At 70.6% G+C, this 12,876-nt stretch carries 8 protein-coding genes; 2 read left to right on the forward strand and 6 right to left on the reverse strand.

The window, feature by feature from the left end:
* Nucleotides 1-59 precede the first annotated feature (59 nt).
* The gene (locus ABH928_RS03330) at nucleotides 60-956 is read left to right on the forward strand and encodes an alpha/beta fold hydrolase (RefSeq protein ID WP_370061703.1); all 897 of its coding nucleotides are present in this window, start codon (nucleotides 60-62) and stop codon (nucleotides 954-956) included.
* A 61-nt stretch (nucleotides 957-1,017) separates the two neighbouring features.
* Here the strand turns inward: ABH928_RS03330 and fxsT are convergent, their stop codons facing one another.
* The 6 genes from fxsT to pdxH all read right to left on the reverse strand — a co-directional run bounded on the left by fxsT (nucleotide 1,018) and on the right by pdxH (nucleotide 10,913).
* Nucleotides 1,018-5,001 (reverse strand): FxSxx-COOH system tetratricopeptide repeat protein, encoded by a 3,984-nt coding sequence (gene fxsT / locus ABH928_RS03335; RefSeq protein WP_370061705.1) that lies wholly within the window; start codon nucleotides 4,999-5,001, stop codon nucleotides 1,018-1,020.
* Nucleotides 4,998-6,395, reverse strand: coding sequence for a TIR-like protein FxsC (locus tag ABH928_RS03340; RefSeq protein WP_370061707.1), 1,398 nt, complete (start codon nucleotides 6,393-6,395; stop codon nucleotides 4,998-5,000). Before ABH928_RS03340 ends, fxsT begins: the two co-directional genes overlap by 4 nt.
* Before the next feature lie 21 nt (nucleotides 6,396-6,416).
* Nucleotides 6,417-7,298 carry an AAC(3) family N-acetyltransferase gene (locus ABH928_RS03345; protein ID WP_370061709.1) on the reverse strand — a complete coding sequence of 294 codons (882 nt, stop codon included), beginning with the start codon at nucleotides 7,296-7,298 and terminating at the stop codon, nucleotides 6,417-6,419.
* On the reverse strand, nucleotides 7,298-9,688 hold the full coding sequence (locus tag ABH928_RS03350; RefSeq protein WP_370061711.1) for an FxsB family cyclophane-forming radical SAM/SPASM peptide maturase: 2,391 nt from the start codon (nucleotides 9,686-9,688) through the stop codon (nucleotides 7,298-7,300). Before ABH928_RS03350 ends, ABH928_RS03345 begins: the two co-directional genes overlap by 1 nt.
* Nucleotides 9,689-9,728: 40 nt before the next feature.
* Nucleotides 9,729-9,923: an FXSXX-COOH family cyclophane-modified RiPP peptide SjiA gene (sjiA, locus tag ABH928_RS03355; RefSeq protein WP_370061713.1), complete on the reverse strand. Its 195-nt coding sequence runs from the start codon at nucleotides 9,921-9,923 to the stop codon at nucleotides 9,729-9,731.
* Nucleotides 9,924-10,280: 357 nt separating this feature from the next.
* Nucleotides 10,281-10,913 (reverse strand): pyridoxamine 5'-phosphate oxidase, encoded by a 633-nt coding sequence (pdxH, locus tag ABH928_RS03360; RefSeq protein ID WP_370061903.1) that lies wholly within the window; start codon nucleotides 10,911-10,913, stop codon nucleotides 10,281-10,283.
* 451 nt (nucleotides 10,914-11,364) lie between these two features.
* Between pdxH and ABH928_RS03365 the strand changes: the two genes are divergently transcribed.
* Nucleotides 11,365-12,465 (forward strand): citrate synthase 2, encoded by a 1,101-nt coding sequence (locus ABH928_RS03365; RefSeq protein WP_370061715.1) that lies wholly within the window; start codon nucleotides 11,365-11,367, stop codon nucleotides 12,463-12,465.
* Nucleotides 12,466-12,876 lie beyond the last annotated feature (411 nt).

Raw genomic sequence — 12,876 nt, forward strand, 5'->3', positions numbered from 1 at the left:
CCCCGCACGAACGCCGCACGAACCGCCATGCGAATCCGGAGAGCGCGTAGAGGAGCGACGTGAGGGACATCGAGGTCAGGGCGCCGGACGGCCGCACGCTCACCGCGGCGATCTGGGGCAGATCCTCCGCGGACCCGGTGTTCCTGATGCACGGCATGCCCGGCAGCAGACTCGGCCAGCTGCCGCTGGAACGGCAGTTGGACCGGCTCAACGTCCAGGTGGTCACCTACGACCGCCCCGGCTACGGCCGGTCCGACCGACTGCCCGGTCGCCGCGTCCGCGACGCCGCCGTCGACGTCGCGGCGATCGCCGACCGTCTCGGCCTCGACTCCTTCGGCATCGTGGGCCGTTCCGGCGGCGGCCCGCACGCGCTCGCCTGCGCTGCGCTCCTCCCGGAGCGGGTGACCCGCACCGCCGTCATGGTCTGCCTCGCCCCGCGCGACGCCGAGTCCCTGGACTGGTACCAGGGCATGACGGACTCCAACATCTCCGCCTTCCGCGCCGCCGAGGACGGCCCGCACCGCCTCCGCCCGCTGCTGGCCGCACGCATCGACGGCATCCGCGAACAGCCCCGCGAGCTGCTCCAGGCGCTGCGTCACGAACTGCCGTCGGCGGACCTCAACGCGATCCGCGACGCCGGTCTGCGCAGCACTCTCGCCCGCAACTACGCCGAGGCGGTGCGGACGGGTGACGACGGCTGGAACGACGACGTGCTGGCCTTCGTCCGGCCGTGGGGCTTCGACCCGGCCCGGATCGAGGGCCGGGTGGACCTGTGGCACGGCGAGGACGACGTCTTCTCCCCCGTCGAGCACACCCGGTGGCTGGCCGCCCACATCCCCGGTGCCCACTCGATGGTCGAGCCGGGCGCCTCCCACTTCGCCGCCTGGCGGCTGCTGCCGGACATCCTGTGCCGGGTCGCGCTCGACACCGCACCGGCCCCGTCCGACACCGCGTGACCACCTGACGGCGCGGCACGACAGGTCCGGGCGCCGGTGAACGGCGCCCGGACCGCACCGGTCAGGCCGGCACAAGCTCCAGGTCGCGCCCCATCCGGCGCCAGGCGCGCGCGTCGTGGACGGTCTGGTGGTTCTCGCCGAGCACCGCGATCAGCCGGTCGATCACCCGACGGCGCAGGTCCTGCGCCTCGGCCTCACGGCCCAGGCCGCGCAGGGTGATCGCCAGGTTGCTCTGGCAGACCAGCGGGTCGGGGTGGTTGCCGCCGTACCGGGCGTTCATGCCCTGCAGCGCGGCCCGCTCCAGCTCCTCGGCCCTCGCGAGGTCGCCCAGGTCGCCGTAGGTGTTGGCCAGGTTGAGCATCGCGCAGTGGGTGTAGGGATGGTCCGCACCCACGGTGCGCCGCAGGGAGTCCAGCGTGTGCTCGCCGAGCGCGGCGGCATCGCGCAGCTCCGTCGGCTGACCGACGTCGCGCTGGTAGATCGTCAGGTTGTTGGCGCAGATGAGCGTGAACGGGTGGACGTCGCCGAGGCGTTCGCGGTAGGTGTCGAACACCTCCCTGGCGGTGTCGCGGGCCCGCTCCTTGTCCCCTGCCGACGAGTACTCCGCGGCGAGGTTGAGCGCGCAGGACAACACGTCCGGCACCTTGGCGTCGTAGCGCTCCAGGTAGCGGTTGTAGGTCTCGATCGTCAGCCGCCGGGCCTCGTTCTGCTCACCGATCCGGCGCAGGGAGAGCGCCAGGCTCTTCGCGTAGCGCAGCGACGCCATGTCGGGCACCGGGACCGAGTACTCCTCGCGGAACTCGCTCAGCAGGCTGATCGAGCGCGCGTAGTTGCCGAGGGCGCGCTCGTCGTCGGCCAGGTTGGCCTTCGAACTCAGCGTGTACGGGTGGGTCACCCCGAGCACCGCGGTGCGCAGGTTGTAGACCTCCTCGTCGAGTATCCGGGCCGCCTCGTAGTTGCCGGTGAACCGGTGGTCGATCGCGAGGTTGTTGGCGATGTTGAGGGTGCGCGGGTCCTCCTCGCCGAGTTCCTCCTTCATCCTCAGGTAGGTCTCCTGGTCGCGCTGGAGTGCCTCGGTGAACCGGCCGACCACGCGCAGGTCGGCGGCGAGGTTGCCGGCGGTCTGCAGGGTGAGCGGGTGGTCGGGGCGCAGCACCCGGCCCTGCCGCACCAGCGTGTCCTGGTCCAGCTCCAGACACTCCTGGGCCAGGCCCTTGCTGCGCAGCACGCTGGCGAGCTGGAACCGCAGCTGCAGCGTCTGCCGGTTGTCCTCGCCCAACTTCTCGGTCCACGCGGTGTTCAGGCGTCGGCCGAGCTCCTCGGCCCGGTCCAGGTCACCGCGCTTCCACAGGTAGCGGACGCGGTCGATCAGCAGTTGCCGGGTGTCGGCCTCGTCGCAGTTCTCGGCGTTGGACGGGCCGAGGTGCGGCCAGATCAGCTCGAACCGCGGCCAGTTCTCCGGGTCGTCGGTGTCGCCGATGTCCGGGCGGGCGCCGACGAGGATGCGGTGGACCTCGTGGACCAGGTCCTCGTGCTGCTCCGGCGTGAGGCCGGACCGGATGACCGCCTGCACCATGCGGTGCACCTGGAAGGTCTTGCTGCTGTTGTCGACCTTGGCCAGGGCGTACCGCCCGATGGCGCGGATGACCCGGCCCATCATGTTCTTGTCGCGCAGTTCCTCGTCGTACTCCACCAGCGCGTTCATCATCTGGTCGCTGTAGAAGATACTGGTCGCGATGGAGTCCGGGGCGAGGAAGGCGCACAGCTGGAGCAGCCGCACCGCCGCCGGCATCTGCTGGCTGAGCCGCTCGATGGAGACCTGCCAGGCCTTGCCGAAGCTGTCGGGGTAGTCGTCCGGCGTAGTGCCGCCCAGCGCCCGGTCCGGCTGGCTCTTCAGTTGCTCGACGTACTCGCCGACCGGGACCCCGGTGGTCTCCAGCCAGGCGGCGGCGATCTCCACCGCCAGCGGCAGGTCGCCGACGGCCTCGGCGACGAGTCCGGCCTCCTGCTGGGTGAGCGACTGTGCGCGCCGGCAGAGGTGCTCCACCGACTCCTCGCGGCGGAAGACGTCGACCTCCAAGGCCTCGGCGTGGCTGGTCCACGCCTGGTTCCGCGAGGTGACCAGGACGTCGCCGGAGCCGCCGGGGAGGAACCGCACGATCTGCCCGGGGTCGTCGGCGTTGTCGAAGATCAGCAGCCAGCGCTTGGTCTTGGGGTGCATTCCGAGCCGCAGCGTCTCCTTGACCAACTCGGCGTTCTCGTTGGCGTTCTCGCCCATCCGCAGGTCCAGGCGACGGCCGAGCTCGGACAGCGAGGTGGCCACCTGCTCGGGCTCCTCGGACTCGATCCACCAGACCAGGTCGTAGTCGGCCATGAACCGGTACGCGTACTCCAGCGCGACCTGGGTCTTGCCCACGCCACCGAGACCGTAGAGGGTCTGCGGGGTCGGCAGCACCACCGTGGAGCGGCGATCCCGCTGCTGGCCGCGCAGTTGGTCACGCAGCCGGTCCAGCACGGCGGCACGGCCGGTGAAGGACGGGTTGCGCAGCCGGAGGTTCCAGATCGCCGGACGACGTCCCGGGAAGCGCGGTCCCTCGCCGGGGACCGAGTCCATCAGCAGGGTCTCCGGCAGGCCGACGGCCCGCAGCAGCACCGCCCGCGCCGCGTCCTCCTCCAGACGCACCAGCTCCACGGAGTTGCCGCCGTAGGTGCCGCCGGTCCGGGTGTCGCCGACCCGCACCGTGATCAACTCCGGTTGGTCCAGGTAACGTTCGCCGCCCAGCAGGTCGCGGGCCTGACGCGACTGGACGGACTTGGCGTAGGCCGGGCTCCAGACCGCCAGGGTGCGGGTCACCGCGTCGCGGACCCGGTCGGAGTCGCCGCGCGGCAGCGAGCCGAGCTCACGCGGGACGACCCGGAGCCCGGCCCGGGTCAGCACCCACTCGATCCACTCCGCCCACATCCGGTCCTCGGACGCGTAGGACACGATGATGTCCTCGCGCGCGGTGGGACGCGGGCGGGTGAACAGGTCCACGTAGTGCAGCCGGATGTCCTCGTCCATCGACGGCAGGCTGGTCACGCGGTCCTTGGTCACGGAGGCGACCAGCCGCTCGACGGCCGACAGCATCGAGGTCGGTGACCCGGGCTTGTCGCCGAACGGCGCCAGGATCTCCTCGTAGGCGTAGTACGGCAGATACGGGATCTCCACGGAGTCCCAGTGACGCTCCCGCGCGCTCTCGGAGAGCCCCTGCGGCAGGCCGCTGAAGCGCTTGCGGGCCAGCGCCCGTCCGGCGTCGGCCTTGCCCTTCTCGCCGTCGTCGATGCGCATCGGTACCGGCAGGATCCGGATGCCGCGGTTGTAGTGCCGCTCGGTGATCTTCCGGGCGATCTCGGAGGCACCCTCGATGCTCTGGTTGCTGAGGGTGAAGCAGACCACCAGGTCGTCGGGGAGTTCGACGGTGCAGATCTCCTGGATGTCGGAGAGACCGGTGCGGCTGTCGAGCAGGACGTAGTCGTACTGCCGGCTCATGTCGGCACGCAGCGCCTTGAAGAACTCCGCGCCGTGCCGCCGGGCGTAGAACGCGTCCCAGTTGATGTTGGCCACCATCGCGCCGTAGTCGCTGTGCGCCTGACCGGCGGGGAGGAAGTCCAGGCAGCCCTCGTCGGGGAAGCCGGTCCAGTTGAGCGACAGCACGTGCGGCAGCACCCGCGTCCACTGACGCAGCTCCGCCGGATCGAGCTCCTCGTTCTCCAGCGGCACGTCCCAGTAGTCGTAGATCAGGTCGATGACGCCGGTGGAGGCGTCCAGCGCGGCCTGTTCCAGGAAGGGCGCGAAGAATCGGTGCAGACCGGGCGCCTCCAGGTCCCAGTCGACAGCGAGGACCCGGTAGCCGTTGGCCGCCAGGACCCAGGCCGTGTTGGCCAGGGCCATGGTGCGGCCGGTACCGCCCTTGTAGGAGTAGAAGGTGATGATCCGTCCGTCGCGCTGGTCACGCAGCGGCAGCACCGGCTCTGCCCCGTCGCCCTCGGGCTGAGTCACGCTCATGGATTCCCTCCCCCAGAACCGGTTGACGGCCCCTCGTCGGAAGCGTCATCGGACGCGTTGCGCGGGGGTCCGTGATGGCGACCGTTACCCCGCTTGATGTGCTCGTCTCGCAGATTCGGTCGTGGTGGCGAGCCGTTCGGCCCCGGCGGGACAGGCGGGAACGAGTCCGGCCCGTCGAGCTCCTCGAAGGCGTGCATGGCGCTCAGCGCGACATGGGGCAGCATCGACTCGAACTCGTCCAGGCTGGTCACCACGTCGACGCCGCGCAGCCGGGCCCGTTGGAGGCGCTGGGCGCGCAGGTTGACCAGCGTCCGCTCGGACAGGGCGCGCAGTTCCTCGTGCCGGGCGACGTTCTCCGGGTCGTGCGGGTCCCACGGCTCCATCAGGCCGACCCAGGCCGGGTTGCGCGCGTCCAACTGCCGCAGCGTCTCCAGGTGGGCGGCGTCCAGCAGCGTCCAGCGGTCCAGCAGCAGCAGGCCCGGAGCCGTGGGCCGCTCCCCCGCGAGCACCCGCGCCGCCTCCTCGTCGAAGGGCTCGATGCTGGCGTGGAACTCCCACTCGCGTGCCACAGCGGCGGCCCGGCGGGCGATCGACTCGTCGCTGTCCCCGGCGAACGGCCGCCACTCTTGCGCGTCCGTACCGTAGTTGACGCGGGAGCGGCCCTCCGGCATGTGGTCGGCGTCGCAGGCGGCAACGGTGATCCGCAGCGTCCGCCTGCGGCCGGGCGCCGGAAAGGCCGAGCCGTAGTCCTGGAAGTCCCGGCGGGCGCCGGTCCGCACCCGCATCTGCTCGGACACGTCGACGATGCGCTGTGCCAGCCGGTAGACGGCCAGTTGGTAGTCGGACTGGAACTTGGTGACCTTGAGGAGCGGCTGCATCCCCTCGGTCCGGTAGCCGTCGCCGAAGGCCTGGTGGTCGAACTGCAGCGCCTTGGCCACCGGCGGCAGCCGCTCCTCCTGCACCCGGACCCACTGCACCGGCACGATGGCCGACGGCAGCCCGCCGCCCGGCACCTCCGACAGCACCTCTCGGGAGGCGAACGAGGCCCATTCCTGCCCGCACGCCTGGCTCTTGAAGTAGTGCACGGAGTAGAGCGGCACGAAGACCCGGCAGTGCGCGAGCGCCTCGCTGATCCGCTCGGACCAGCCCTCGCCCACGTTCAGGCCCGAATCCATGAAGCCCGGCGGTTCGTTCGCGTCCCATCCGGACAGATCCGTGACGGCCTCGCACAGATCCCGGAACAGGCGGGCTTCCCAGAGGTTCGACACGCTGCGGGGCCGACCGGCCCCGCGAGGTGAATGCGCGTAACTCAGAAAGAAGATGGGGCGAGGTATGTCCTCGTCCCAGCCCTTCTCTTCGGCCACGCTCGCACCCCCGAACGATGTTGCCCGCACTGTATGAAGATGGAACCGCGCTTACTGATGCTCCGTCAACACTGCGATGGCACAGGGCCTGTTCAGATCGCCGACGACGTCCCGCGCCAGGTCGACCGCCGCGCGGACGGGCACCAGCGTGGCGACGGCGCAACCGATCACCGTCTGACGCAGCTCCAGCCGTGGCCGCCCACTGTCGTCACGGAGCTCCACGACGCGGCGGGCGAGCTCGGGGAAGTGCAGATCGTCCAACCGCACGGCTTGGAAGGAACGCCAGTAAGTCCGCTCCCCCTCGGCGTACTTGGCCCGGTAGGTCTGCACGGGCGCGTCCGCGGCGTAGTCGACGAGGTGGAAGGGCGTGAACATCTCCATGCCCAGGCCCAGCAGGAGTGCGTGGGCGCCCCGGTCGTACATCCGGCCGAGCGGCGACCGCGGGCCGAGATGTTCCTCGAAGGGGTGGACCGCGCTGAGCTCCTGCGCGAGCGGCCCGACGGCGGCGAAGGAGGTCTGCGGGTGCCCGCTGCGGCGTGCGCCGGGCAGCAGGCGGATCGCCTCGGAGAGCCACCCCATCGTGGGCGAGCAGGAGGTCTTCTCCGGGTCGAACGCCGGCATCCCGTCGTGGTGGTCCGCCAGTTCGGCGGCGCTCAGCCCGGCCGTCCGCTCCAGGTAGAGCCGGGACGTCTGCGAGTTCTCCGGGGTGGCGGTGTAGGCGACCAGCGTGCCCTGGCACCCGGCCGCCCCACGCAGCACGCGTGCCACGACTCCGGCCCGGCCCAGCGGGTCGCTCTCCTCCCCCTCGACCGGCCCCAGCCGACGCAGCGAGGCCTGGACGAAGAGGATGCCGTCCGGCTCCGGGTTCCAGCCGAGCACCGCGAGCAGACGCTCCAACTCGCGCTCGGTGACCCGGGTGTCCGGCGTCGACATCAGCTCTCCTCACGGACCCACGGCTCGACGGTCGCCCGCATCCCCGCGACGAAGCGGCGACCGCGTTCGGTCAGAGCACCAGAATCCGTCATGACCTCGATGGCGCGGAAGGTGTGGTCGAGCCAACGCGTGTACTCGGCGCGATCCTCCTGCGAGTGCGTCGCCCGCCAGCGCGCGCGCCAGAACTCCACGACGGCGATATGCGCGTACGTTCCCTGGAAGAGCCCCTCGAAGGGCCGCGGATCAGGCCGCCACGGGGCGTCGAAGGTGCGGGTGTCGGCCCGGTCGAACAGGTCCTCCAGGTCGAAGACCGCACCCAGCTTGACGTGCTGGAACTCGTGGACGAGCAGCAGAGCCAGGAACTCGGCCGAGCCCGGGCGCGCGATGCCGACCGTGCCGAAGAGGTCCCGCGCGGCACCGCTGACGTAACTGCCGTCGGCCGCCGGTCGCAACGGCACCACGGTGTTCAGGCCCGCGCGCAGACCCGGCGCGTATCCGGACAGCTTTTCGTCGACGACCTGCCAGGCCCCGGCCAGCTCGGCCTGCCAGAACTCGGCCTCCGCGTCCGGCATCGGCGCGGCGGGATCCCAGTGGTGGGCACGGCGCTGCGGGTCCGTGTCGTCGAGCAGCAACCGCCAGGCCCTCGCCCCGGACCCCGCCGGGCCCGTGAGCAGGCGGACCGGCCGCCAGCGGGGCTCGCGCTGCGGCACCGACAGGTCGACCTCGATGCGCTCCTCGGCCGTCTCCACGACGAACCGGTCGTGCTCCGTCATGACGAGGGCGGAGACGCCCTCGACGCCGGTCAACACGCCGTGCCCCGGCACACGCAGCTCGCCCGCCGGGCGGACCGGCAGGGTCAGCTTCTCCTGCACGCCGGCGAACAGCGCGGCGGCGACGGCGAGTTCGGCCACGCCGCCGAACCGCTCGGCGGCCGGTGACGACTGCCCGAGGCACTCCAAGGCCCAGGAGCGCGTGAACGGGTGGGCCACCGCGCGGTCCAGCGCCGGCGGCGCGCTCTCGTCCAGGAGGGCGATCAGCTCCCACGCGTCGCCGTACGGCAGGTCCGCATCGGGAACGGCGGCCCAGGCCTCGGCCACCTCGTCCAGCAGGGCGCGGTTCACCTCCACCTGTGCGGCGCGCAGTGCCTCGACGGCGCCGGAACTGCCGTAGCCGGAGGCCAACTCGTCGAAGTGCGGGTCCGACAGCAGACCGGTGGACATCGGGTGGCGCTCCTTGCGGGCGTGCTCGGCGTCGCTGACGGCGGTGATGAGGGAGAGAAGGTCCGGACAGAAGACGCTCGGGTTGTCGAAGCCGCCGTCGACCGCGTGGAAGCCGCCGTCCGCGCTGCGGTAGCGGTGGGCGTAGAGGCCGCCCCCACAGGACTCCACGACCGGACAGGCTCTGCACTGCGCACTCAGTCCACTGAGCCCCTGCTGACGGTCGATCATGCCCGGGTGGCGGGCGGCGGTGTCGAAGTCGTGCCGGAACACGTCGAAGCCGGTCGCGGCGGCACCGTCGTAGGCCGTCTTCAGCGAGTCGGCCTGTTCCAGGGTGCCGTCGGTCTCGACGACGACCAGATCGGCGGGCGCGAGCCCGAGCGACTCGGTCAGGCTGCTCTGCCCGCGCAGCGTGCGGTGCAGTGAGTCGAACATGCGGATGGGCACGGGCCGCCCCTGCGCGTTCCAACGTTCGTAGACGCGCCCCAGCCAGTCGGCGTACGGCGTCGTCCCGGGACCGTCGGGCCGCAGTGGCGGCTCGTCCCAAGTGGCGTGCGGCAGCAGGAAGTCGATGCGTGGCGGTTCGAGATCGACGAGGGCGTCGTAGACGGCGACGGGGTCGTTGCGCACGTCGACGGTGCAGAGAAGGCCGGCGTAGAGATGGCGCCAGCGGGGCAGGCGGAGCAGGTCGATCGCCCTGACCACCTGGTCATAGCTGCTGTAGCCGTTCGCATAACGGCGGTGCAGATCGTTCGCGGCGCGGTCCCCGTCCAGGGAGACGCCGACTTTCACGTGGAACTCGTCGAAGATCCTCAGATGACGCTCGCCCAGCGTGACCGCATTGGTGTGGATCCGTAAATCCAGCTCGCACACCCCGCGCAAGGCGTCGCCCAGCACCTGCGCGGCGCGCCGCAACCGGATCGGCCCAGCCAACAGAGGCTCGCCACCGTGGAGCACCACATGCACCCGCTCCAACCGATGAACACGCGCGTGCTCAGCGATCCTGGCCGCCGTCTGTACGAGGACGTCGTCGAGCGGCACCTTGGGTCGGCCGCGCCAACTCGTGTCGGCGTGCTCATAGACGTAGCAGTGATCACACGACAGGTCGCATCGACTGTTGAGTTTGATGACGAACTGTCTGAACGGCGTGGCTACGGAAGGATTGAGGTCCATGCTGGTTATTGATCTACGGACGGAAAGCCCCTGCGCCTCATCAGATCGAGGAGTTGAAGGCTGCCACGTCCAGCCGGGATACGCCGTTGTCGGGCAGCACGCGGCTCAGCATCATGCTGTGCGCGGCACCACCCCGCTTGGCGAGCCGGACCGGAACGGGTCGGGTGGACTGCGCGTCGTCGACGGACGAACCCGCCTCCGTGGCCCGGGACTTGCTGTCGCGAGATACGGTCATTTGAGGACCCCTTGGGTTTGGAAGGGACAAAGACCGGGCAGCGGCTGCAGTAGCTGCCAGAAGGCCTTCTCCTCGCGTTGTTCGATGGTCTGCATCGCCAAGCGCCAGGAACTCTACGTGCACACCATCCACCCGCGCGTGAACTTACCCCTCCACGGAAGATTCACGTAACCGGGGCCAGCGATTCCGCACTGCCATGTCCACTAAAAGGCACAGGTCACGAACCATTTGACCAGTCCGATGGCAGCGAAAAAGCGATCCCGAAGATCACTCTTGCGAGGAAGCGACTACGCCATTATGCGTAGCCGTCCTCATCACCCGTCCACATGAGTGGATCACCCCTCCGCACGGCCGCCCTCACGGGCAGAGCCGCTCCACCCGCCAGCCGGTCGGGGCGGTCGGGTCGGCGTCGTAGCGGAGGCGGTCGTGGAGGCGGTTCTCGCGGCCCTGCCAGAACTCGACCGACCCCGGCGCGACGCGGAAGCCGCCCCAGAACGGCGGGGCCGGGACGCCCTCGCCCTCCGGGTAGCGGGCGGCGAGGTCCGCGTAGCGCTGTTCCAGCTCCTCGCGGGAGGCGACCGGACGGGACTGCTCGCTGGCCCACGCACCGAGCTGGGAGCCGTGCGGGCGGCTGCGGAAGTACGCCGCCGTCTCGTCGCGTCCGACCTTCACCGCCGTTCCGGTGACGATGACCTGACGGGCGATCGGGTGCCACGGAAAGAGCAGCGCGATGTGCGGATTGACCGTCAGGTCCCGCCCCTTGCGCGACTCGTAGTTGGTGTAGAAGACGAAGCCGCGCTCGTCGTAGCCCTTCATCAGCACCGTGCGCATGCTGGGCCGACCGGCCTCGTCGGCGGTGGAGACCACCATCGCGTTGGGTTCGTCGAGTCCGGAGTGCTGCGCGTCCACGAACCACCGGGTGAACTGCTGGATCGGGTCGGCGGCGAGCTCCGCCTCCAGCAGACCGGTGGCACGGTACTGCCGACGCATGTCGGCGGGGTCCGCCGAGAAGCTCGGGTCGGCGTGGTGAGGCGCGAGGGGGGCTTGGTCCGATGCGTGCACGCCGACATCATCCCAGCACCGGCTGAACGGACCGGGAAGCTCATCCGACCAGAACGCGCAGGATCTGCACCGGGTATCCGCAGAGTCTGGACTGTGTCCACATCGAGAGCGAGTATCTTTGCCGGGCCCGACCCCCACCCCTCGGACGCATGTTCGCAACGGCGCGTGCATTTGTACCGAATCAGAGGTGAATACCACGCGTGTGCAGGGCATCACCGTCGTGGGATCTGGCGCAATGCACCCAGTGCCTGCCACTCTGGCACTGCGTGCCACGCGCGCTGCACCTCTTCACCGCGCAACAGCGCGGTAACAACCCCAGAGACGACTTGGCCACACCCCAAAGTCATCCGCCGATCCGACCGATCAGAGGAGCCGCCTGATGTCCGACTTCGTACCCGGGCTCGAAGGAGTCGTTGCGTTCGAGACGGAGATCGCCGAACCCGACAAGGAGGGCGGCTCGCTCCGCTACCGCGGTGTCGACATCGAGGAGCTCGTCGGTCACGTCTCCTTCGGCAACACCTGGGGCCTGCTGGTCGACGGCAAGTTCAACCCGGGCCTGCCCCCGGCGGAGCCGTTCCCGATCCCGGTCCACTCCGGCGACATCCGCGTGGACGTCCAATCCGCGCTGGCGATGCTGGCCCCGGTCTGGGGGCTGCGCCCGCTGCTCGACATCAGCGCCGAGCAGGCCCGTGACGACCTGGCCCGCGCCGCGGTGATGGCCCTCTCCTACGTGGCCCAGTCGGCCCGTGGCCAGGGTCTGCCGATGGTCCCGCAGAACGAGATCGACAAGGCCGAGACCATCGTCGAGCGCTTCATGATCCGCTGGCGCGGCGAGCCCGACCCCAAGCACGTCAAGGCCGTCGACGCGTACTGGACCTCCGCGGCCGAGCACGGCATGAACGCCTCCACGTTCACCGCCCGCGTCATCGCCTCCACCGGCGCGGACGTGGCCGCCGCGCTCTCCGGCGCGGTCGGCGCGATGTCCGGCCCGCTGCACGGCGGCGCGCCGTCCCGCGTGCTCGGCATGATCGAGGAGATCGAGCGGACCGGCGACGCGGTCGCCTACGTCAAGAACGCCCTCGACAAGGGCGAGCGCCTGATGGGCTTCGGCCACCGCGTCTACCGCGCCGAGGACCCCCGCGCGCGCGTCCTGCGGCGGACGGCGCAGGAGCTGGACGCTCCGCGCTTCGAGGTCGCCGCTGCGCTGGAGAAGGCGGCCCTGGAGGAGCTCCACGCCCGTCGCCCCGACCGCGTGCTGGCCACCAACGTCGAGTTCTGGGCGGCCATCGTCCTGGACTTCGCCGAGGTCCCGGCGCACATGTTCACCTCGATGTTCACGTGTGCCCGCACGGCCGGCTGGGCTGCGCACATCCTCGAGCAGAAGCGCACGGGCCGCCTGGTCCGCCCGTCCGCCCGCTACATCGGCCCGGGCACCCGCAGCGTCACCGAGGTCGAGGGCTTCGGCGACATCGCGCACTGAGCAACACTGCGCTCCCGCAGTCAGTTGCACTTCACTGAGGGGTGCGGGGCTCCGCCGATGTGCGGCTCCGCCGCGCGGGCGCGACAAGCCACCGCCACCGCCCCGCAGTCAGTCGCACTTCACGAGGGGCGCGGGGCTCCGCCGATGTGCGGCTCCGCCGCGCGGGCGCGACAAGCCACCGCCACCGCCCCGCAGTCAGTCGCACTTCACGAGGGGCGCGGGGCTCCGCCGATGTGCGGCTCCGCCGCGCGGGCGCGACAAGCCACCGCCACCGCCCCGCAGTCAGTTGCACTTCACTGAGGGGCGCGGGGCTCCGCCGATGTGCGGCTCCACCGCGCGGGCGCGACAAGCCACCGCCACCGCCCCGCAGTCAGTCGCACTTCACGAAGGGCGCGGGGAACTGCGCGACCA

The sequence above is a fragment of the Streptacidiphilus sp. MAP5-3 genome, assembly GCF_041262505.1.
Classification (GTDB): Bacteria; Actinomycetota; Actinomycetes; order Streptomycetales; family Streptomycetaceae; genus Streptacidiphilus.